Source organism: Nonlabens xiamenensis (genome assembly GCF_003865345.1).
Taxonomy (GTDB): Bacteria; Bacteroidota; Bacteroidia; order Flavobacteriales; family Flavobacteriaceae; genus Nonlabens; species Nonlabens xiamenensis.
In genome coordinates this window covers 260,635-284,872 of record NZ_RMVE01000005.1, presented here as the reverse complement: position 1 = coordinate 284,872, position 24,238 = coordinate 260,635, and the positions used below count along the sequence as shown (strand labels likewise).

At 42.1% G+C, this 24,238-nt stretch carries 11 protein-coding genes; 2 read left to right on the top strand and 9 right to left on the bottom strand.

The genetic code is table 11. From position 1 onward, the window contains the following. The first annotated feature begins 414 nt into the window (after positions 1–414). Positions 415–4,950, top strand: coding sequence for a glutamate synthase large subunit (gene gltB / locus EGM47_RS13915; RefSeq protein WP_124981434.1), 4,536 nt, complete (start codon positions 415–417; stop codon positions 4,948–4,950). 18 nt (positions 4,951–4,968) lie between these two features. Next, a complete protein-coding gene (locus EGM47_RS13910; protein WP_124981433.1) occupies positions 4,969–6,441 on the top strand; it encodes a glutamate synthase subunit beta in 1,473 nt (490 codons plus the stop codon). A 62-nt stretch (positions 6,442–6,503) separates the two neighbouring features. On the opposite strand, the gene EGM47_RS13905 is transcribed toward EGM47_RS13910, so the two are convergent. The 9 genes from EGM47_RS13905 to EGM47_RS13865 form a co-directional block, all read right to left on the bottom strand. Beyond that, positions 6,504–10,700: a PQQ-dependent sugar dehydrogenase gene (locus EGM47_RS13905; RefSeq protein ID WP_164510902.1), complete on the bottom strand. Its 4,197-nt coding sequence runs from the start codon at positions 10,698–10,700 to the stop codon at positions 6,504–6,506. 93 nt (positions 10,701–10,793) lie between these two features. Continuing rightward, the gene (locus EGM47_RS13900) at positions 10,794–16,457 is read right to left on the bottom strand and encodes a LamG-like jellyroll fold domain-containing protein (RefSeq protein WP_124981431.1); all 5,664 of its coding nucleotides are present in this window, start codon (positions 16,455–16,457) and stop codon (positions 10,794–10,796) included. A 371-nt stretch (positions 16,458–16,828) separates the two neighbouring features. Next, on the bottom strand, positions 16,829–17,206 hold the full coding sequence (locus EGM47_RS13895) for a LysM peptidoglycan-binding domain-containing protein (RefSeq protein WP_206052179.1): 378 nt from the start codon (positions 17,204–17,206) through the stop codon (positions 16,829–16,831). 81 nt (positions 17,207–17,287) lie between these two features. Then, a complete protein-coding gene (locus EGM47_RS13890) occupies positions 17,288–18,028 on the bottom strand; it encodes a YebC/PmpR family DNA-binding transcriptional regulator (RefSeq protein WP_124981429.1) in 741 nt (246 codons plus the stop codon). A 122-nt stretch (positions 18,029–18,150) separates the two neighbouring features. Next, positions 18,151–18,558, bottom strand: a complete 408-nt coding sequence (locus EGM47_RS13885; RefSeq protein WP_124981428.1) for a hypothetical protein — start codon at positions 18,556–18,558, stop codon at positions 18,151–18,153. A gap of 63 nt (positions 18,559–18,621) precedes the next feature. Next, entirely contained in the window at positions 18,622–19,617 is a 996-nt protein-coding gene (locus EGM47_RS13880; protein ID WP_124981427.1) for a hypothetical protein, read from the bottom strand. Between the two features lie 46 nt (positions 19,618–19,663). Further along, positions 19,664–20,131: a protease complex subunit PrcB family protein gene (locus EGM47_RS13875; RefSeq protein ID WP_124981426.1), complete on the bottom strand. Its 468-nt coding sequence runs from the start codon at positions 20,129–20,131 to the stop codon at positions 19,664–19,666. Continuing rightward, complete coding sequence (gene bshA / locus EGM47_RS13870; protein WP_124981425.1) at positions 20,091–21,221, bottom strand: N-acetyl-alpha-D-glucosaminyl L-malate synthase BshA; 1,131 nt, start codon at positions 21,219–21,221, stop codon at positions 20,091–20,093. Before bshA ends, EGM47_RS13875 begins: the two co-directional genes overlap by 41 nt. Before the next feature lie 12 nt (positions 21,222–21,233). Further along, entirely contained in the window at positions 21,234–24,167 is a 2,934-nt protein-coding gene (locus EGM47_RS13865) for a glycoside hydrolase family 3 N-terminal domain-containing protein (protein ID WP_124981424.1), read from the bottom strand. Positions 24,168–24,238: the final 71 nt, after the last annotated feature.

Sequence of the window (24,238 nt, the reverse complement as noted above, 5' to 3'; positions counted from 1 at the left end):
TCAAAAAATAAATCACACCCCTATTTTATTAAGGTCAAATATATCATTTTTATGTTATTATCAAAATGACCCCTATAAAAAATAGGGGTCTGTAAAAAATATATGCTTTTTTTAATTTTAACTTAACATTTAGAATACGAGATTATCAGTTCATCGAGGAAAATTTGGTTGTTTAGTCAGTAGAAAAGGCTTTTTTTCATGATTATATTGAAGGAAAAATTCATTTTATTGCATTATTAACATTTCTGATTGTTTTGAATTTCGCAATTGAGATCGTGTATTTTCAGAATCTGGCAATGATAACCACATTAAAATTGGATACTCGTAAAAATGATCCGCGCATTTGGAATGGGAATAATAGAAAAGTATATTTAGTACAAACCAAGCCATTATTATATCCTAAATCATGCTGCCATGACATTAAAAAAACAGGGTCTTTACTTACCAGAATTTGAACATGACAACTGCGGTGCAGGTTTCATATGTAGCCTCAACGGTGTCAAGTCCAATGATATCATTCACAAAGCGCTCCAGATATTAGAAAAACTGGAACATAGAGGCGCCGTGAGCGCCGATGGACGCACTGGAGATGGTGCCGGGATTCTAATTGATATTCCTCACAGCTTTTTTCAAAGCAAGTGCGAATTTGACCTACCTGAAGCTGGAGCTTATGCCGTTAGTAATGTATTTCTGCCGCTCAAAGAAAACCAGCGCAAATATTGCATTCAAGTCTTTGAAGAACAATTACAACTTCAAGGAATCGAACTCTTGGGATGGCGTGATGTACCTATAGATGAATCCGTGTTAGGTGACATTGCCAAAGTTTCCCAACCCTTTGTGAAACAAATCTTTGTGACCGGCCCCGATGTACATAAAAATCAAATCGATTTTGATCGTAAGTTATTTATGGCCAGAAAGAGCGCCGAGCACTTGATTTATTCTTCCAAACTCTCTGAAAGCTCATTTTTTTACCTGCCTAGCTTTTCTACCAAGGTCATTATATATAAAGGTCTGCTCAGACCTAAAGATATTAAACTATTTTATAGAGACTTGCTGGATGACCGTTTGGTGACTCGTCTGGCTCTAGTCCACCAGCGTTTTTCAACCAATACCTTCCCTACTTGGGACCTCGCACAACCCTTCAGGTATATGTGTCATAATGGAGAAATCAACACGTTGAGAGGTAATGTAGCCAGAATGTATTCTCGGGAAGAGTTGATGCAAAGCGATTGGTTGGGTGATGACCTTAAAAAGGTGTTGCCTATCGTTTTACCTCACAAGTCAGATTCTGCTAGCATGGATATGGTAGTCGAACTCTTATTGATGACAGGTCGTAGTTTGCCTGAGGTGATGATGATGCTGGTGCCCGAAGCCTGGGAAAAGAATTCAGACATGACAGCGGCAAAGAAAGCTTTTTACGAATACAACAGTTGTTTGATGGAACCATGGGATGGACCTGCATCTATTCCGTTTACGGATGGGGATTATATAGGCGCTGTTCTCGACAGAAATGGACTACGACCCTCGCGCTATACGGTGACAAAAAAGGGCTATGTTATCATGTCTTCTGAAACCGGTGTCGTAGAAATCGACCCTGCGGATGTAGAGTTTCACGGCCGATTAGAACCAGGTAAAATGTTTCTCGTGGACATGGTTGAAGGACGAATTGTGAACGATGAAGAAATAAAAAACAGAATTGCCGCTGGGCATCCTTACCAGGAATGGCTTGAGGAAAACATGGTTCATTTAAAGAATATCCCTTATAATGAGTGTCCGGTTTTTTACAATCAGGAATCACTGATCGCCCGTCAGATGATGTTTGGCTATACGCAGGAAGAAATTGATCGTATCATTCTACCTATGGCTCAACAAGGAAAGGAACCTATAGGATCAATGGGAAATGATGCACCGATCGCAGCCATTTCAGACCGAACCCAGCTCGTTTATAATTACTTCAAACAGCTATTTGCCCAAGTGACCAATCCGCCTCTAGATGGAATCCGGGAAAAATTAATTACTGACATCAGTCTGACCTTAGGTAGCGATCATAATATATTTAAAATGCTTCCTGAGCATTGTCGCAAGCTGAAGATTCAAAACCCTGTCATTTCAAAGCAGGACCTGGACAAGATCAAGAATTTTGATCATCCCCACTTCAACATTTCAACCGTATCAATGGTCTATCCAATTGATAAAGGACATAACGGATTGGAAAATGCATTAGATAGCTTACTTACTGAAGCGGCAAAAGCTGTGGATGCAGGAACTAACATCATCATTCTCACCGACAGAGAAGCCAATAGAAATATGGCACCTATTCCAGCATTGCTGGCCTGCTCTTATGTCAGCAACGGACTGCTCAAATTAGGAAAACGATCTCAATTCAGTATCATTATTGAGAGCGCAGAACCTAGGGAGGTACATCATTTTGCTTTATTATTTGGCTACGGAGCTAGCGCTATCAACCCTTACATGGTCAACGAAATCATTGAAGAACGCTTTAGTGATCTGGAGGTTGACGAGGTGGAATCCGCCATTCAAAACTTTAATGCCGCAATTGGAAAAGGTGTGCTAAAAGTCATGAATAAAATCGGTATCTCTACCTTAAACTCCTACCGAAGTTCGCAATTGTTTGAATGTATAGGTATCAATTCCAAAGTGGTGGACAAGTATTTCCCTCGAACGGTCACTAGACTTGAAGGCATAGGTCTTCATGAAATAGAGCAAGATATCAACAAGAGATACCATAAAGCTTTCGCGAAAGCGACACCACCAACAAATGTAAAAGAAGATTCGAGTATCGCTGCTACTGAACCCTCTGCCATGGATCTCGAAATAGGCGGTGAGTATCGCTGGAGGAGAAATGGTGCTGGTCACCTCTTTAACCCTTTGAGTATTGCCAAATTACAGGAGTCCGTGCGTTCCAATAAACCTGTAGTTTATAAAGAGTATGCGCAAATGGTTAATGAGCAGCAAAAGCAACTCATGACCATCAGAGGATTGTTTGAATTTACCAATTTTGACCCCATCGATATTGAGGAGGTAGAACCCTGGACCGAAATTGTTAAAAGATTTAAAACCGGTGCAATGTCGTATGGATCGATCTCCCAAGAAGCCCATGAAAATCTCGCCATCGCTATGAATAGAATCGGCGGGAAGAGTAATTCTGGAGAAGGTGGTGAGAATCAGCAACGTTTTTATAAGGATGTTAACGGAGACTGGAAAAACAGTTCGATCAAACAAGTTGCCTCTGGCCGATTTGGGGTGACCTCCAATTATCTGACCAATGCCTCCGAAATACAAATAAAAATGGCCCAAGGCGCCAAGCCGGGTGAAGGCGGACACCTTCCAGGACCGAAAGTAAATCCGGAAATTGCCAAGACACGAAACTCAACTCCTTATGTTGGTTTGATCTCTCCCCCACCGCATCACGACATCTACAGTATAGAAGACTTGTCACAGTTGATCTATGATTTGAAATCTGCCAATAGAGAGGCGCGTATCAACGTCAAGTTGGTATCAGAAGTAGGTGTAGGAACGGTGGCCGCTGGGGTCGCCAAAGCCAAAGCCGATGTCATCTTGATTTCAGGACATGATGGAGGTACTGGAGCCGCTCCACTAACCAGTTTAAAACATACAGGTTTGCCCTGGGAACTTGGTCTGGCAGAAGCCCAGCAAACTTTAGTCATGAACGATTTAAGGGATCGCGTGGTCCTTGAATGTGATGGTCAACTCAAAACAGGAAGAGATGTCGCAGTGGCTGCCTTGTTGGGAGCAGAAGAATTTGGTTTTGCAACGGCGCCTCTGGTAGCTTCTGGGTGTATCATGATGCGAGTGTGTCATTTGAATACTTGTCCAGTAGGTATAGCTACCCAAAACCCTGAATTACGTAAAAAATTCAAAGGTAAGCCCGAACATGTAGTCAACTTTATGTACTTCGTGGCGCAAGAAGTTCGTGAGATCATGGCACAATTAGGTTTCAGGACTATGGACGAGATGATTGGTCAGGTACAAAAGCTGGATCGCAGCCAAAGCATCAAGCAATACAAAGCGATGGGATTGGATTTGAGTCCCATCCTTCATCAAGTCAAGGCACCTCAAGGCGTATCCATAAGAAACACAACCAAGCAAAATCACGATCTTGAAAAATCCCTGGACTTTAAAATAATTTCCAAAGCACATCCAGCGCTCTTTAGAAAAGAAAAGACCAGTCTCGACTTTAAAATCACCAATGAGGATCGTGCAGTAGGTACCATACTAAGCAATGAAATCTCTAAAATTTATGGCGCGAATGGTTTACCTGAGAACACGCTTAAATTGAATTTCACCGGTAGTGCTGGACAAAGTTTTGGAGCTTTTGCAGCCAAGGGATTGACCTTAAGTGTTTCAGGAAATACTAATGATTATTTAGGTAAAGGTTTATCTGGAGCCAAAATCATTGTTAAGGTTCCTATGGAATCCACTTTTGTTCCAGAGGAAAATGTTATTATAGGTAACGTTGCCTTATATGGTGCTACCAGCGGAAAAGCCTTTATCAACGGTAAGGCTGGCGAGCGCTTTTGTGTGCGTAATTCAGGAGCACAGGCTGTGGTAGAAGGAATTGGTGATCATGGATGTGAATATATGACTGGAGGCACAGTTGTTATCTTAGGTAGTGTTGGTCGCAATTTCGGCGCAGGGATGAGTGGTGGTATAGCTTATGTATATGACCCTTCCTCTGAATTACAACGCAAGTCAAATAGCGAAGGGCTCAATTTTGGCCCAGTTCAGCAAGAAGAAGACTTGCAATTATTAAAAGAAATGGTGGAAGAACATTATAACGCTACCTACAGTAAATTGGCGCAACGCTTACTGGAAAATTGGGAACGTGAAGTCCATCATTTTATCAAAGTTTTACCAGAAGAATACCGACAAGCTTTGTTAAAACTAGCTGAAGAACAAACCGTATAATCCAAAATCAAAACAGAAATGGGAAAAACAACAGGCTTTTTGGAATATAAAAGAAAAGATGAGTCCTACTTACCCGTAGCAGAAAGACTTCAACATTATAAAGAATTTACCGTACCCTTAGAGGAGAGCGAACTCAAAAAGCAGGGCGGTCGATGTATGGATTGTGGAATCCCGTTTTGCCATAGTGGATGCCCACTGGGAAATTTGATTCCAGACTTTAACGATATGGTGTACCGAGGAAAATGGAAAGAAGCTGCCCAAATTCTCCATCGCACTAATAATTTCCCTGAATTTACGGGTAGACTATGTCCTGCCCCTTGTGAAGAATCATGTGTGCTGGGCATCAATGAGGATCCCGTCAGCATTGAGAACATAGAAAAAAATATTGCCGAGAAAGCTTTTGAAGAGGGATGGATACAGCCTGAGCCGCCTATCCAACGGACTGGCAAATCCGTTGGAATTATTGGTTCAGGACCAGCTGGTCTAGCGGCCGCACAACAGCTGAATCGGGCCGGTCATTTAGTAACCGTATATGAGAGAGATGAAAAGATAGGTGGTTTACTTCGCTACGGCATCCCTGATTTTAAATTGCAAAAAGACATCATTGACAGAAGGCTAGACATTCTAACAAAAGAAGGAATTGTTTTTAAAACAAATACTCACGTCGGTAAAAACGTCAGTATAGAAAGACTGCGTACAGAACACGACGCCTTGCTACTCTGTGGCGGCTCCACGCAACGCCGATCCATTCCCATCAAAGGATCCCACCTTAAAGGGATTTATCAAGCCATGGACTTCTTGAAGCAAAACAATGAACGAGTAGATGGTAAAAAAGCCTGGGAGGAATTGATTGAAGCCACTGGTAAAAAAGTCATCGTGATCGGTGGAGGTGACACTGGTTCAGACTGTATAGGAACCTCAAACCGACAAGGTGCTGCAAGTGTTTACAATTTTGAAATTCTATCCCGACCGGGGACGGAGCGCCCTGAAGATCAGCCCTGGCCCTATTGGCCTATGAGATTGCGCACGAGCAGTTCGCATCAGGAGGGTGTAGACCGAGTATTTGGTATCAGCACCAAAGAATTTATTGGGGATGATAAAGGCAATCTGACAGGGTTGGTGACTTGTGAAGTAGAATGGGTAGACCAACCTGGAAGCAACCGCAAACAACTCAAAGAAATTCCCCATACTGAGAAAACCTGGGAATGTGATATGGCCTTATTGGCCCTTGGTTTTACAGGTCCTGACGCTACTCTGGTCGATCAGTTAGGCTTACAAAAAGACCCAAGAGGAAATGTCAAAGCAAGTGTAAACGATCACAAGACAAATATGGAAGGCATATTTAGCGCAGGAGATATGAGAAGAGGACAATCGCTAATCGTTTGGGCTATTTCTGAGGGTCGACAGGCGGCTCACCATGTAGATGAATACCTGACAGGTTCATCATCACTCCCGCTTAAGAACCTGCAAGACGACTTGCCGAGAAGATAAAATCATTAAAAGAAAACGGGTCCCATGAGGACCCGTTTTTATAATAGAACAATTGCTAAATCTTATCGGACGATCAATTGTTGGGTTTCACTTCCTAAGTCAGTGACTACTCTGATAAAGTAATTCCCCGTAGCCACACCCTGTGGTAAACGATAGCTCCATGAATCAACTGCATTTTGAACTTTGGTCGTTCCGATCAATTGTCCGGAACTGTGGAATAGTTCAATGCGTTGTATGGTAGTTTGCTGACCAAATCCTAATTGCACCACCCCATCCTCAACAGGGTTTGGATACAATGTAAAGCCACTAACTACAGGTTCATTTACGCTCAAGGTAGAATTGGTATAAAGAATACTAAAACGCTCAGGATCGTTGCTTCCTGCCTGCTGTGGATCTACAGTAAATGAGTAATTGTTAACACCTTCATTGAGTTGGGTATAGTTTTGTGTATGTGCATCGTATAGTTGTGCTCCAATACCCAATTGGTTCAATTGAAGCTGTAACACGTACTGCATACCGCGGTAACGCACAAAGTTTAATCCTGTACTCTCACCATCTGCAGGTGGTTGTCTTTTTTCAATACTCAAATGATCTGTGCCATTGACTAATGCCATGGTCTCGTCCAAATTGTTGAATTTTATCGCATCTTCTGCGGTAACGGCATTGGAATACTGTCCACCATATTTCATTACCACACCATCTCTAGGACCACTACCGTTTTGGAACTCACTGTCTTCATATAGAGAAACAATCAATGAGCTAACACTAGCAGTTCGTGCTGTATTTAGGATTCCTTGATCTGTGGATTTATGCGCTTCCGCGAAAGCGATAGAAGCAGCAGCATCGGTCAACGTCTGGGTAAAGAAAGAAGTTCCTGGTTGCACATATTTGTTCAATAAACTTCCTATATTATTGGAGGTGTTATCCGTAACATCAACAGTGACATAGGCTCCTCTCGCGTTCAAGGCTGGATCCCATAAATAGATAAACGAAGTATTTTGATTTGTTGAACCCGCCAATACCAATTGCATGTCAATCGGTGCCTGATACGGATTTCCAACAAAGTTGAATCCGCTGGCGGTATTACTCAAGTTGGAAACAATCTGAGGACCGGTAAGAATAGTACCAGTTGCATTGAGCGTTGTAGCTACTGGGGTAGCATTATTATCATTCACATTAATGCTGCGGTCTCCCCTTACCATCAGACGGTAGGCCTTACCAGCTTCTAAAATAGTAGCATCCGTGTTGGCAACGGCAGTCCAGTTTCCGTTTAGGTTGTCAAAACCAAACATCGAGGCATTTCCTGTTCCAGTGGCATCAAAACCATTGGCTCCTGTATTCGATCCAGTAATGTGGGTATCCTGTTGCCAGTTATCAGAAATAAAATCAGAAGTGGTGACCGATGGAGTCAAAAATCTAAATGCTCTCCTTGCAGGAACATATTGCTCAACCCTAAAATTACCTGTCACATTACCTGCCGAAATTTCAGAGATATAAGCGGTGCCCTGATCATTACTTTTCAGAACAATATTATGAGCTGGATCAACGCTAAGGTCGGCGCTTATAGTAAGCAGCTCATATAAGCTGATCGTTGAATTCACCGTAACTGCATTACGTACTTCAAGCGTAGCCAACCCAAAATCGTTACCAGATAAGTTTTGTGCAGTAACTCCATCCACCACGAGTATGGCATCCAATGCCTGGATATCACCGTTATTGGTCAAGTTCCCTGCCAAGGTCATTTGTTGACCTGCAAAGTTCAAGGTAGCTCCGGCGTCAATAGTTAGGTCATTGATTTCCATGGCACCAGTCAATGTCGCTGTTCCGTTCATCACTTGTGCATTATCCACCAGCAAACTCAAACCATTGGGATCAAAAGGAGACCAGTTTCCGGCATCATATACAAAAGAATAAGTTTCCGGAGTTTTGGGTGTGGTTTCAGCAGCAGCTGCAATAGTTATGATATCCCATTCTGATGCAGTCCAAACCACATTGCCCTGGCTTACCTCCCTGCGGCGTACCGCTCTGGAATCAGTATATTCCCAGGCTTCTCCCGTCCCATCTACACCTATCTCTCCATAAATATCCAGCGTAAGGTGACCGCCAGACACAAAACTGCCTACGGTCAATATGTATGGATCATCACCATCTCCTCCAAAAAGATCATCCGTCCCTTCGGCATCTGGATTCATTCCATATACAGAACTGAACTGGGCATTACTGCGCCCGGCAACAAAATATTGTCCTGGCTGGATTGTTCCGGTCAAGGCCACATCAAATTGGTTTCCGCCTGCACGTTCTCTCCCCAAATAAATGTTGTTGGCAGCCAAATCCAATGGCTGGGAACCAAAGTTATAGATTTCAACAAAAGCACGGTCTGCAGTTGCACCAGTGCTGACCACTTCTGTGATGAACAGTTTTGGCGACTCTTCAGTAACTGCGTTAGCCTGAGGAGCTGGAGTACCAGTCAAATAATCTACATCAGTACCAAAGTTGGCATAAGCCGTAATTTCAAAATAATAGGTGGTAGCTTCATCTAGGTTCTGAAGCAAATAGCTTTCCACTCCGTTTTTGATATTGATCACCCCATTCCCGTCCGTCAAATCGAGGTCGTCTGACAGTGATGTTCCATCAATCAAAGTAGGGAAATTCCCTGGAGTTGTGCTGACGGCGATCAAATAACCATCTGCTTGATTGGTTCCACTGGCATCGGTCCAGCTCAAGTTTACTGAGGCTGCGCCACCAGTAGCGGTAAAAGCGGTAACTTGATTAGATGGTTCTGGGAAACTTTGGTATTCAATTTTAAATACAGCTCCTGGATTGCTCACACCTACGTTTGTGGTTCCTGATGGACCAGAGGTAGATCCTCCACTGTCTGTTACCGCATAAATTGTACTTCCATCTGGTGAAAATGCCACATCTCTATACCGGTCATTGGACGAATGAAATTCGATCAACTCACTGGCCACAGAGTTCCCATCTGTGCTCAGTTCGTAACGGTATAATGTTCCTTTTTTCAAGGTTGGGACAATGATGTTTTTATTCCAAGGAATGATACCGGATTCATAAACATCAATACTGGAGGGAGCCACTGTAGGCCAAGTTAAAAAGTCACCCGTAGGCACACTGGCAGGTAAGTCTACGTAAGTGGCAATGGGGCCTTGAAAATCAACTGGTTCTGGAAAAGCATCTTCCTGATGTATGGTAGAACCCGCTGGACATTCATTGCTGCCGGTCGTACAACCATTTGGGTCCGAAGCCTTAATACAGTAACTGTAAGCCTGGGCATCACGTTGTCCCACAATAAGCGGCCATCCATAATTTTTTCCTGGAGTAATAATATTTACTTCATCATCCACTCGGTCACCGTGTTCAGAAGAATATAGTTTTCCGGCAGAATCAAATATGATACCCTGAGCATTTCTATGCCCGTAGGTATAAATATGACTACGTACCTTTTCATTATCAGGGCGATTGGTATCCGCGTTGTCCGGTATTGGGTTGGCATCCGTTACGGTAAATGGATAAAATACTGGATTATCTGCGGGAATGGATCCATCCAGATTCATTCTTAAAATTTTGCCTTTATACGAATACCAATTTTGGTTATTCACATCATTTTGAGTGGGAAGTGCCTGGGCCTGGATACGCTGACATTTGTTGGCAAATTGGTTCCAACCTAAATCTCCTACCGTGTAATAGATTTTTAGGTCTGGCCCTATTTTCATACGACCAGAATTATGATCGTTACTTCCATCTATATTGTCAATCAACACAAACTCAGAGTTGGGATCCAAGTTATTATTTGCGTTGTCATAGGTATATCTCGCAATACGAAGCTTTCTGGCTACATTACCACCCGGTGCATCATCATAAGTGTAGGCCAGATAAACATAATTGTTGGTGGTGGTGGTCACATCGGCATATAAATCAGGGTGAATGGCCATACCCATCAACCCATCTTGTCCTGCTGCACTATAAACATCATTGTGCAGGTCCAACATTTCTGTTTTATTACCATTAGTAGGATCGACCCTTACCACACGCTCACCATTGTTGTTTTCATTATTGTTGTGGGAAGCACGTTCTGTTATCCACAACCAACCATCGGGACCGTATGTAATTTCATTAGGGTAAGAAACCAACTGATCAGCATTGGCCAGTTTTGTTACTGACCAGTTTCGGCTATTGGTTTCAGGATCCTGCGCCCACGCAAGCATCAGGGTAAACATAAAAAGGAATAGGGTAATTTTCTTCATTATTGTTGGTTTAGATTGAAGTAGAAAAGATAAAAACCCTGCCAGTACAAGCATACTTGGCAGAGTCAAATTTATTCATATTTATTTTATATGCTATGGCTTGATAATTTTTTGGGTAGTTGACTGCCCGTCTACATGAACTTCCACAAGATAGATACCACTACTGATCGTAGGCAACCTCATACCGTTGGAGCTGTTTTGGATGTCACTTTCGCGAAAGCGGTACAACAACTTACCCGACAGATCATACAACTGAACTTTTTCTAAAGTTCCTTCCACATGGTCAACAAATAGTAATTCCTGCTGGCTGGCATAATAAATTTGTAATCCGTCGACTATGTAATCATCGTTGGATAAAGTAGAGGGTTGTTCAAACACGACCTCAAACCTATTCTCAAACCTTCCATCTGTGGGCACTTGAAATAAATAATCACCTTGCCTTAAGTCGTGGTAAACATTCAAATCCTTATCATGAAGTAACACTATCTGTCCTGCATCGATCTGAGCTATTTCAGTAGCCCGAAGTATATACTGATATTGCTGTTCTGCATGAATGATCAAGGGAACCTGAGCATTGGGTTGAATTTCAGGTAATGCGTTGATCACATAGTTACGTCCACCAAACTGGGTGTATAGGTCCCAGCTTCTGGGATTATCGTACATACGCCCATCAAAGCCATAATCCTCACCCATTGTAAATCTTTGGTCAAAACCGAGCACAATTTCCTTACTCTCTCCAACTTCTGATTCCAATTCCAATCTTATGATAGTGGCCTCTTGATCTTGGTAGTCTGAGCGATCCACTTGAGCTTGCGAACTTCCTGGTGCACCTGTAAATATACTTTCTCCAGCAGCTTCCAACTTAAATACGCGCTGACCATTGTTGAATTCCAAATTTCCTGTTCCAGTATGGTTGACAAAAAATCCCTGGGACACTGGCAAAAAGAAGGTTGGAGTTACTGTCCCAAGTGTAGGACCGCCTAATGCTCCACCTGTAGCGATTTGCGAACCTCTAGTCGTCGCCAGTTGGGTAATGGTCGCATAACCCCCTTCATAGTTGGCACGAACATGATCCGTTCCTCGGAATTGATCCCATAAATAAACCGCTCCATCAATGAGTCCTGCATTATCAACAATGAATTGTCTGGCATCGATGGCACTAGGGTAAGGGTTACCTACCAAAGAATAGGCGTCTGTAGTCACCGGAATTTGGATCACTCCGTTGTTGGGTTTTCCTTCAAAAATATATTGTTGGTTCGGACTTCCTCCAGCACCTTTTTGGGTCCAACCTGTTCCTGGACTCAAGGGTGTATTTTGGTCTATTGGTAACCAATCGAAGTAGGAGTTTCCGCTGACAAATTGATACAACCACCTACCGCTTATCGTGGCTGGCTGTGTCACTGGAGGAGTAATGACTCCCCTACTGGTAAACTGCACATTTCCAAATGGATCTTTGAGCATTCCTAAGTGAAAGTCTGTATTGTTATTTAAAGTTGATAATTCACCTACAGGAGAGGCCCAATAGTTGTAACTATACACATCACCTTTCCCTTCCTGTCTTCTCAATATTTTTCCAACACTCACGACATCCAGTTCACTAGCTTCCGTTTGGGTAATTTGTGCATCGCCCAACAGGTCAATTGTTCCATTGAGTAGTAAATACCACTTACTGTTACCTTCATTCCCGTCCAGAATGGTAAGGGTCGCTCCAGCATCAATAATTAATCCTGAGGACTGGGCACTCACCGGAAGAGTGACATCGTGTTTAACATGAAGTATACCGTAAGGATAGGCAGCTAGATCAGAAGGATGCCATACGACTGGTTCCACATAGGTACTAGGATCAGACAAAAGACCTGGCTGTGCTGTTTCATAGGGTAAAGGAGCCGATTGAGACTTAATACTCTTGATGTTGTACATGATCGCATCTATACCTGCAGCACTTTGGTCAAAAACCTGATCGTATACATTTTTCCGGAAATCGTAGTGCAATATGAGATCGGTCCAGGCCACTCCTTGAAAAGTTCTATTGATCAGCTTTCCTTTGAGGTCGCCTGCATAAAGGCCAACTTCCTGATACATCATTTGGGTCATTGATTGGTGCTCGATGGCTTTGGAAAATAGTCTCACCTCATCGATCGAACCATGGAAATATTCATTGGATCCATCGGCTAAATTACCGATCGTAAGGACTTGTCCGCCGATGGATTGAACTGGCAGTCCAGAGGTCACGGCGGTAGCTTCCTCTACACCATTGATATATAGGTTTACCTCGTTGTTATTGCTATCGTAAATCACAGCGATATTAAACCATTTATTGATCGTCAATGCCGCCAAACTCTCTAGCGTATAAGTATTGTTGGCGTTATCCGTCAAAACCAATTGAACGGTTTGAGAAGGTGTAATTTTCAACTCAAATCCAGAATCACTTAGGAAAGTTCCTGTGTTGGAAAAGGAAGCATCCAACTTGACCCAAGCCATGGCGGTAAAGGATGATAATCCTGCCAACCTACTGATACTGGCTTGAACGTAGTCATTACGCCCGTCAAAATTCATATGAAGATCGGTATCCAGGTCAATCGGCGCACCAAACAATCCAGTATCGAAATCGGAGGTTCCATCCGTAACGCCGTCCATATCTACATCGGTACCAATATCTATTCTACCGTCATGATCTAAATCCAAGTGAGCATAGTAGGAATTGTCTATATCGCTTCCATTGGTAAGGTCATCGGCAGCATCATTGCTATCAATATCCAGGTAATCTGGAATACCGTCTCCATCAGAATCCTGGGGTAAAACAAATCCAGCAGTTCCATGATCATCGTTGTCCGAGTCATTATCGTTTAAATCATACATGGCTAGAATCCCATCGCCATCTGATTCATCGGTGGCACTGTTGGTGTAAAGATCTGTCCCATCACCGCATCCGTCACCTCTGATATCGAGATCACCATAGCCATCATATTCCAACACATCAAAGATTCCGTCATTATCACTATCAAGGTCCAAATAATCAGCCACGCCATCTCCATCAGAGTCTAAAGCTGCAAATGACTCATAGGCATCATGCATACCGTTAACATTAGTATCAACCCAGCCACTATCATTGAAAGAAGTGGCATCACGATTATCATCGATTGAAGTCACTGAGGCAGGTTGACCGATCTCGTAAATATTGGGGATCCCGTCATTATCATTGTCTAAATCTACAACGTCAGCCACACCGTCAAGGTCAAGGTCACAAAGCTGTTGTGTAATTTTTATGTCATCTAGTGCCAAGTCATTTCCAAAACCTCCAGGAGCATTGTTGACCAACTGAATGATAAAATCACTTGAGGGTAGGACTACCGTGGTATTTTTATTGATCCAATCCGACTGAATACAGGAATTGGTAGGATCTCCATCACATCGTGGAATATCTCCCGCATTGAAGGTATGATAGGTGATAGTTTTATCAAGGCTTAAGAAGTTGACGGTCACATTCGGAAGTATACGCGGTAATTCGCTGGGATCAAATTCGCTATCCGCACGGTCAATATTGATTGCCCAAAATTCATAATATATGGGTGCTCCGGGCACTGTTCCGACGATTTCAGTTTCATAAAAGGTACCAGGTTCAAAGCTTGCATTAAAGATGGCCATTCTTCCATCTGTATCGCCCACGGTATGATCTTGCCCGTCATACCACAATCGCTCTGCCCATGCAGAAATATCGGCAGTATTTGCTCCTACTACGGTGTTCCCATCGTTGTCGGTGATGGAATAGTGAACAGCATACTTACCATCACCTAAGTTTTGATCATTGTCGCATTCATCTGCAGCCCTAGCTGTGGTACCATCTTCATAACAATAAGTCGTACTTACTCCTGGAGTAACATCGTCAATTCTCACTTTATTGGTACCTGCACCGAAGGTTTCATTAAGGAAAATGATATCTGCTGTGCTGCTCAGCGGATTAGCGAGACATAAATTTTGTTCTTCGGTATCGGTAATACCATCATTATCATCATCTATATCCACGTTGTCAGAAACATCATCTCCATCGGTATCTGGATAAATTTCGGCGCCTTCTCCACTGATAGCAAAATCATAATTATTGGTTCCACTAGGAGATGAATTGGACCTCACCCTAACGGTTGTAGTAAAGAAAGTCGCAGCGGATGGATTGAATTCAATCGTAAAACTCTCCGAACCACCTGATGGAATGACGGTCCCACTAGCAGGGGCGGCAATAATTGTGAATTCTGGAATACCTCCACCAGCAAAGATGACTGGATTGGTTCCCAATGTAAGGTCAGCCCCTCCAATGTTAGTTATCGTAAACGTACGTTGACGGGTACCAGAACTCGTATCTGTTGCCCCAAAGTCAGTAAAATTCGTAAATGATGTAGTGGTATCTCCGTCGTTAATGGTATTTAGATTCCCAGTTACAGAAGCTGTTCGCGGAGTTGATGGATCAAGTGCAACTTCAACGATATAATCTTCAAACTCTTCAGGATGCCCACTGGTGGTACCACAGGGTTCATTGGAAGACCAGTACCGTCTGGAACCTACCCTTAAAATTCTATTACCAAAGGAGAGGCCTGTAGGTACTGTAAAAGAACGTGGAGCATAAGGAGTAGCCTCTTCTCCATTGGTTGCATAGATTTGCTCTCCGGGATCACCAAAATCACCATTCCTGTTGTAATCAATATAGGCCGCCCAACCCGACCTGTCACCTTGGGTGTCTAAGTCCATGGTATAGGTTCCTCCTGTGTAAACATCAGCAGGCGTAACGCCGGTGAAATTAGCATATCCACCATCATCTCCTGATGAATTATCAATACTGGTAGTTTCACCGCCCAATTGAAATCTAGTAATGTAATGCGTACCACCAGAGTTAGATGATGGAGTACAAGCTCCGAAATCAACTAGCAGATATACGGTAGCGCTCGCACAATTCCCTCCAGAATCGCAGAATGTATAGGCAAAAGTATCCATACCTACAAAGTTTGCACCTGGGGTATATTCAAATACCCCGTCGGTAGTCTCTACGACTGATCCACCATTTGCTGTGGTCAACGGACTTGAAGCTATGGAATAGTCATCTCCATCACTACCATGAGTAGGCCCGAATGAATCATTTGCAGAAACATCCAACGTGTTGTCTGATCCATTGGAATTAGCTGTTGCACTAAAGTTATCATCTATCGCACTGGGCCCACTTGCGCTCGTTACACCAATAAGGTAATCTTCCGTTTCAGATCGACGCTCGTCAGCGCAAGAATCACCCAGGTAGCTGGTAGCTGCCCTGAATCTAACCCTATAATTGTTACCTGAAACCATGCTCGCCGGTAGTGTATAAGTATAAGCATATGATTCACCTCCCAAAGGGGTAATAACAAGGGTTTCATCCGTATCTGTAAAGTCGCCATCGCTGTTTAAATCGATGAATATACCAAATACGGTTTCTCCAACTTGCCATGCATTTAAGGGGATAGCAGTGAGTTGAAAAGTAACTGTGCCATTTTCCTGCACATAGCCGATATGAGCGGTATGATCTTGATAACCCAGAGCGTATCCAGTCCCTGAATTAATCATACCTGCAAATTCAACCTGATTGATATAGAGATCTGCTTCATCCCTAGCCTCTGGCTCACAATAGGTCTGAGCTTGCAGACCAAACGCGAAGAATAAAAACAAGGTTTGGCAAAAGAAGCCAGCGCTATGTTTAGAAGAACGTGAGATAAATTGGTTTAAGTAGTTTGTATTCATGACATTCTGGTTGATATGAATGATAGACCATACAAAACTACTTGGATGCTATGGTTACTAGAGGTTTAAATCACCTATTCATCGGTAAATCGATGAAATACACTTATTTACGATTAAACAATAGACTTCAACCATACCAACTACGCATTTCATCGATAAAGCCACAGTTGGACTACGTTAAAACAATGGGTCTATTGGTATTTTTTCAATAAATACTTTACCAATTTTATCATACACTGGTAAGCTTATGACGTCAGTAGCACGTAATATTGCTGTTAGTTAAACAATTACCACTTTGACTCACATGTATACAATTAAAAAGCCGTTGCAGAAAATTCTGAAACGGCCTTGATAAGATATTATAATTTTTATTATTTATTTGGAATGATCAATTCTTGACCTGGATGTATCAAATCCGGATTTTTTAGTTGGTCAGTATTGGCCTGAAATATTTGCTTGTATTTCATTGGGTCACCATAATACTTTTTGGCGATTAAACTTAGGGATTCGCCACTATCCACAGTGTGCTTGGTATAGTAAGCATCATTTTCAACTTTTATATCCGCCATGAGGTCTGACGGATTCTCGCCACCTACTCTTTTGATTTCATCCCACAACAAATCTTTTTCATATTGTGTATGGGCCGTACCCTTTATTTCCAGCCTGTCTCCTTTTACCTGAACATCACCTTCTTTGATATTTAACTTTTCACCCAGATCAAGGACACTTTGATATTTTTGTTTTACCATGATATAAATTTTTTATGATTAGCATTTAAAGTTAAGACTAAATCCAGAATTGATGCTTAAAATTTTTACAAGATGCATTTATTAATCGTCCTTCATGGTTGTATAAACATTATTGACATCATCATCCTCATCCAATTTTTCAATCAATTTTTCTACATCTTCCCTTTGCTCCTCATTTAATTCCTTTTGAACGGTAGGTATATATTCAAAATCACTACTTAAGATTTCGATACCCATTTCTTCTAGGCCTTTTTGCAGTGCTCCGTAATTTTGGAATTCAGCATAAATCATGATACCATCCACTGAATTATCGTCCTCTTCATCCCGTTCATCCAGAAAAAGTTCCTCGGCCCCAAAATCAATCAATTCCAATTCCAACTCTTCCAAATCATGATCACCAGCAGGAATACGGAAATGACATTTATGGTCAAACATGAATTCTACGGATCCAGAGGTTCCTAGACTTCCATCACATTTGTTAAAGTAACTACGCACATTGGCCACTGTCCGATTGTTGTTATCGGTGGATGTTTCAACCAGTACGGCAATTCCGTGTGGTGCATATCCTTCAAACAATACGGTTTCATAATTGGCCGTGTTTTTATCTGTTGCTCTTTTAATCGCACGTTCCACATTGGCCTTGGGCATGTTGACCGATTTGGCATTTTGGATCACCGCTCTCAATCTTGCATTCGCGTCTGGATCAGGACCTCCCTCCTTTACTGCAATCACGATGTCTTTACCAATTCTTGTAAAGGCTTTGGACATGGCGCTCCAGCGTTTCATCTTCCTGGCCTTTCTGAATTCAAATGCTCTACCCATAAGTTGTGGTTCAAATATTAATTAAGAAGCGTAAAGATAAAATCTTGACCCAATCAATGCAACCCTATCAAATAAAAAGCCGCTCCTGATGGAACGGCCTTAAAAAATGACTTATATCAAAATTAGTTATCCATTTTTTCATTGGTAGTTTGTAATCTACTCACTGTAATCAAGGGGTCGGTAACTGGACGTATTTCTCTGTATACCTGCATCTGTGGCTCAGTCAAAATATCATCCATTTCTTGATATTGTTCTTTGTAAAAAGCTCTTAATAATTTATTGGCTTCATCTGGCGTTCTATCACTATTGATGACGGCATCATTTTTAGCAATAAATTCTGTTTGCTTTTCGTGAAACAACATGTACTGCTTTTCAGTTAATGACAGTTGGTCATTAAGTTTTGTAACGATTAAATGTGCTCTGTCCTTTTGACTCTTACTGGCCTCAATTAAATCAAGATCTTGTGCCTGGAGATTCTGAAAACCCAGAAAGACTACAATTAAACTTAAATACGATATTATAGATTTCATAATTTTTATTTTAAAGATAACTCCTTCATTTAATGAATTGACTTAAAATTAAAATAAAGTCTGTTAAAGGGAGATCAATGAAGAGATTTTTCTACGCAAAAATTCCTTACTTTCTACCTTCCACCGTTCATAAAGCTTCTTTCTAGTTCTGTTTGCCCAGTGAATGCTCTGATTATAAGCATCCGTCTGAGCCGTCAGATTTCCCGGAGTAGCATTTTTAATCACTCGGATCGGATCAAGTCCTCCCTGAACTTGCTTTGTCAAAAACTGATGATATTCCTCTAACACTATACCCATCCTACCATCCCCTTCATACGCCAACAGAGCGCTGTCAACCTTTACAGATGCCAAATGTGCTTTTAATTCTTGGATGGATTGGTCATAAGAAACCAAGCTCTTATTATTCATGTCCTGCCAGAAATTGTATTCCTCTTGCTGTAATCCTTTGAAAACCAACTGCAGCTGATTGTAATAATCATAAATTCGTATAGTGGCTGCCATATTTTGTGCCAGTCGGGAGTCATTCTCAGTTAAATTCAAACCATACTTCTGCCCGTAGTCAATGACCGCTTGGTCATAATTCTGTCTGATTTGTTGGATGCGCTTGCGCAATTGTTGTAAAATTTGAAGCTGATTAATCGTTATATCTCCAGCATTTTTGTCCTTCAGCAAACTTTTAAGATCGCCTTCTACCAAATCTAAATTTCCCTGAACATACGTCATTGCCTGATTGGTAAACTCCTTATCTGGTGTTCTAGAACGACTGATTTTGGACAAGGAAGCTTTGAGTTGGTTTTCCAATTGTTTACGTGCTCCTTTTAACGCATTCGGGTTGACATCTAAACTGTATTCCTGCATATAATTCCAGGTAGACCGATGAATCAGTTCATTTTGCGCGTCAATAAACTTTAAGTATTCTGCCGGATCGGATTGTGCTAAAGAAATAACACCAGACAACACTATCAGTACCGACAGTCTGTATTTATTACTATAGCGTCGGAGCTTCTTGCCTATCTGAGTAAGGTCAATAGCTAACCAGATGACCGCGTTGTACCACATAAGATTTCCGGTGTGATGAATACCTATACTTTTTTTCTTTTCCGGATCACTCCTTCCATTCCACCTGCACTTCGGACGCAGGATGGTTGCTTACTACCAACATACCCGGCGAAGTCATAACCGTGGTCACTAGACTATCGGGCGCAGGGGACACCGCTTCAAAAACATAACGTATACCGTCTTCAGTGTATACTTCATATTTTTCGTTGATGGAGAAGCCCCCACTGGTTTTAGTGCCTAAAAAGGTGGCGATCACACATTGATGATCAAAATCTACAGTTGGCAATGTTAAGGACGGACTCCTTCCCTCATTGATCCTATCGTAGATTTTCTCGAGGTCTGTTTGGTTGTCAATGACCAAAATTTCCTTGGTCTCGTGACCTGTATGTTGATCCGTTAGTACTATCATTTCTCCTTGATCAATCTTAGACACTTGAGCGTTGGCTCCCTTTTGGCTACAACATGATGCCAGGCTAATGAGCAAGATCAAGCATGTCGGTATAAAGTTTTTCATATTGAGGTATTATGTGTTTGATGTCATATTGTTCCGCTTTCGCGAAAGCGGCATTCTTGAACTTATTTAAATTTTTATCTTCCTTTAAGATGTCGATCGCATATCGTGCCATTTCTTCAATGGCCCCTACTTGGCTAGTATAACCAGACACACCGTCTTCATTCACCTCTGGAAGTCCGCCAGTGTTGGTGGAAACAACAGGAGTACGATTGGCCATGGCTTCCAGTGCAGCCAGTCCAAAACTCTCCTTTTCAGAAGGCAATAGGAAAAGGTCAGAAAAACAAAGAATACGATCAATTTCATTACTGTTCCCTACCCATTTTATCTTTTGCCTCAATCCAACTTTATTTCCGTATTCCTCGGCAGCAGCGCGTTCTGGCCCATCTCCGACCATGATTAAAATAGACGGCACTTCCTTTTCCACCAATTCAAAAATTTTGACCACATCCATAATGCGCTTTACAGGTCGCATATTACTGATATGAGCAATGATACGCTCTTGTGGAAATGCCATGACAGAACGGTCACAATCTTTAAATTCCGACTGATAAGTAGACATATCAATAAAGTTGGGCACTACATCGATGTGTTTTTTAATATCAAAAAGCTTTAAAGTATCCTGCTTAAGACTTTCAGATACTGAGGTGACCACATCACTGTTGTTGATACTGAAAGTCACAGAAGGCTTATATACTGGGTGATTTCCTACCAGTGTAATATCTGTTCCGTGTAGAGTTGTAACCATAGGAAGATGAATTCCTAAGTCTTTGAGCATTTGCTGGGCCATATAACCTGCATAGGCATGCGGAATGGCATAGTGGACATGCAGGAGTTCGATGCCATGTTCCTGTACCACATTGACCAGCATGCTGGAAAGTGCAAGATCATAAGGCTGGTAGTGAAAGAGTGGGTATTCTTCCACATTCACTTCATGAAAATAAATATTTCTTGACAGTAGCTCCAATCGGACGGGCTGGCTGTAGGTAACAAAGTGTACTTCATGACCGCGTTCTGCAAGGGCAGTCCCCAACATCGTAGCCACTACTCCACTTCCACCAAAGGTAGGATAACAAACAATGGCTAACTTCATAATTGGGAGTTCTTAATCAATAATTGCGTCATAAATCACTTGTTGAATATTGGTTCTAATGTTTTCTTGGATCAGGAATCGATTGCTGGCTTCTGGATACACACGATTAGAAAGAAAAACATAAACGATGTCTTCTTCCGGATCTACCCAGGTTAAGGTACCTGTGAATCCACTGTGACCGTAACTGGTCATGCTTACACAGCCACAAGTTGGTCCAGGCTCCTCAAGTTGAGGCTTGTCAAAACCAACTCCCCTGCGCACTTCATTCTCGCAATAAAAACAAGTATTAAAGGTATCCAAGGTTTCTCGCTTAAAGTATTGACGGCCACCGTAAGTCCCACCTTGAAGGTACATTTGCATCATCTTGGCCACGTCATTGGCATTGGAGAAAACACCAGCATGTCCACCTATTCCACCTTGCATTGCAGCTCCTTGATCGTGAACAAAGCCATGCAATTGCTGTTTTCTAAATAAGGTATCGTTTTCAGTAGGTATGATCTCCGACTTTGGGAAACGATTCAGCGGCAAATACCCTGTACGATGCATTCCCATAGACTCGTAAAAATGAGTTTGGGTGAGTTCGTTCAGGTCTTTTTTAGATCGATCTTCCAGGTATTTTTTAAAGATATAGTAGGGCAGGTCGCTGTACTTATATTCAAGTTCATCCAGCAACTCTGAGTTTTTTATTCTTCCAAAAATTGTATCATTGAGCACTTTGCTGCCGTAGAGTCCATCAGCCACTTTGATATGATAACCTGCTTGAGGGCCTTTACTGTAGAATTGGCTCAACGGTTGCTGGTCTACAGAATCCAACGTATGTATATAAAACGGAATCCATGGTTTAAGTCTGCCGTAATGAGACAACATCTGTTTTAGGCTGATGTTTTCCTTGTTAGATGCACGTAATTCAGGTACATATAGAGACACTGGGCTATCCAGGTCCAATACATGTCTTTCCTGCAGCTCCATCAACAGAGGCAAGGTGGCCATAATTTTGGTCATAGAAGCTACATCATAGATATCACTGGCCTTTACCTCCTGTTTTTTATCATAGGTATGATACCCGTAATTTTTGTTCCAAACCACTTTACCTTTGCGTGCTACCAGCACTTGCATTCCTGGTGCTCCTTGATGATCTATTGTGTATTGAGCGATGCTGTCAATTTTTTCTAAAACAGCTGTATTTAATCCCACACTACTGGGCGTATCCCCATAGGACAATCTTCCAATCGCGGTAAGATTTGAACCATCCCCTACCGTAAACTGACCTGCACTGACGGGCAATCTACCAACCGCTTCCCTTGCGCCAAATATGATTTGTGCACTGAGCTGCTGACTCCATTTACTATTCTGGTAGGACATAAGTACAGCCTCAAAATTGGCTGTAGTTTTCAATTGGTTCAACACATAAGGGCGGACAAAAGCGTCAAAAACCACCTCATGCTTGCGGGCAATCTCATATAACCATGTTAGTTCTTTTCCTTTGATTTGATAGGACTTCCAGGGATTCTCATCACTGCGGTGAAATCCAACGATCACCGTGTTATAAGGCGACAGGGCTTGGAGCAGTCCGTCGAGACGATCTGCAATGATCTTATCTACCCTTGCGTATTTATTCAGCTCCTGATAGAAAACATCACCACTATCATCCCCCAACTCGACATAGGCAATTTTTTTAGTCTCTAAATTTTTAAGGGGCAACAGGTCATTTTCATTTTTTAAAACAGTGATGGCTTTTGACATCGCTCGTTCATAGGTTACTTCATCCTGTTCTGTATTGAGTTGTTGTACCAAGTTTGTCTCATCTATTGGCTGATATTGGTGAAGTCCGGCGACGTATTTGGCTTGCAGTATTTTTTTGACTGAATGGGCCAGTCGGTCTTCGGTAATACTTCCAGTGGCGATAGCTGCATCAATTTTGGCGATGGCTTTTGGAACGTTTTCAGAAATCAGCAACACGTCGTTACCAGCATTGAACGCAGCCAAATCTATGTCGCCAGGTTCGCTAAAATTACTAGCTCCTTTCATATTCAAGGCATCTGTAAAAATCAAGCCTTGAAAACCCAGACGCTTCTTTAATAAATCTGTAACTACCTTTTTACTGATACTGGTTGGGTAACCCGACTTGGGTTCCAGGCTGGGAATATTTAAGTGGGCAACCATGACACTAGCCATGCCTTTATCAATCAATTGTTTGTAAGGATATAATTCTACACTATCGATACGGGCAGCGGAAAAATCTACGGTAGGCAAGGTTTTATGGCTGTCTTGATCGGTATCACCGTGACCAGGAAAATGTTTAGCGCAAGCCAAGGTTCCGGTACTTTGCATCCCCTTCATAAATGCCTCTGCTTTTTGGGTCACATTGAATTTATCCTCACCAAAACTGCGATTACCGATAATAGGGTTATCTGGATTGGTATTGATATCCACGTCTGGCGCAAAATTGATGTGGACCCCTAATCGACGGCAATGTTCACCTATACGTTGACCTACTTCATAACTAGATTGTGTTCCTGGAGTGGCTCCCAAAGTCATATTCCATGGAAAAGCATAGGTATTTTCTAACCGCATCGCCAGTCCCCATTCTGCATCCATGGCAATAAGCATAGGAATCTTTGCTTGAGCCTGCAATTGATTGGTCAACCGGGCTTGTGTGACAGGATCTCCTTTAGAAAATATGATACCACCGATGCCATATTCCTTTACCAAGCGTTTGATCTGATTTTCATGGGCAGCACCTTTGTTGGAAAACATATCCACCATAAAGAGCTGGCCGATGCGTTCTTTTTGGGAAAGACTTTGATAGACACTATCCACCCAAATGTTTTGAGCTACAGCGTCTTTCGCAATAAGCGGTTGATTATTATTTAATTGGGCTTGTGTGGTGTACGCTTTCGCGAAAGCGAACAAACAAACAGTCAATTTGACCAAATTCAATTTCATAGAAGTTACCGAGGTTTTTCAGTAGGAAACAATAATCATTCCCTTCAACGAAAGATATTGAATTAACTGGG

What these genes read in the sequence shown, in the direction of transcription:
- gltB (WP_124981434.1), top strand. Translation starts at nt 415, where the DNA reads ATGACATTAAAAAAACAGGGTCTTTACTTACCAGAATTTGAACATGAC.
- EGM47_RS13910 (WP_124981433.1), top strand. Translation starts at nt 4,969, where the DNA reads ATGGGAAAAACAACAGGCTTTTTGGAATATAAAAGAAAAGATGAGTCC.
- EGM47_RS13905 (WP_164510902.1), bottom strand. Translation starts at nt 10,700, where the DNA reads ATGAAGAAAATTACCCTATTCCTTTTTATGTTTACCCTGATGCTTGCG.
- EGM47_RS13900 (WP_124981431.1), bottom strand. Translation starts at nt 16,457, where the DNA reads ATGAATACAAACTACTTAAACCAATTTATCTCACGTTCTTCTAAACAT.
- EGM47_RS13895 (WP_206052179.1), bottom strand. Translation starts at nt 17,206, where the DNA reads ATGGTAAAACAAAAATATCAAAGTGTCCTTGATCTGGGTGAAAAGTTA.
- EGM47_RS13890 (WP_124981429.1), bottom strand. Translation starts at nt 18,028, where the DNA reads ATGGGTAGAGCATTTGAATTCAGAAAGGCCAGGAAGATGAAACGCTGG.
- EGM47_RS13885 (WP_124981428.1), bottom strand. Translation starts at nt 18,558, where the DNA reads ATGAAATCTATAATATCGTATTTAAGTTTAATTGTAGTCTTTCTGGGT.
- EGM47_RS13880 (WP_124981427.1), bottom strand. Translation starts at nt 19,617, where the DNA reads ATGTGGTACAACGCGGTCATCTGGTTAGCTATTGACCTTACTCAGATA.
- EGM47_RS13875 (WP_124981426.1), bottom strand. Translation starts at nt 20,131, where the DNA reads ATGAAAAACTTTATACCGACATGCTTGATCTTGCTCATTAGCCTGGCA.
- bshA (WP_124981425.1), bottom strand. Translation starts at nt 21,221, where the DNA reads ATGAAGTTAGCCATTGTTTGTTATCCTACCTTTGGTGGAAGTGGAGTA.
- EGM47_RS13865 (WP_124981424.1), bottom strand. Translation starts at nt 24,167, where the DNA reads ATGAAATTGAATTTGGTCAAATTGACTGTTTGTTTGTTCGCTTTCGCG.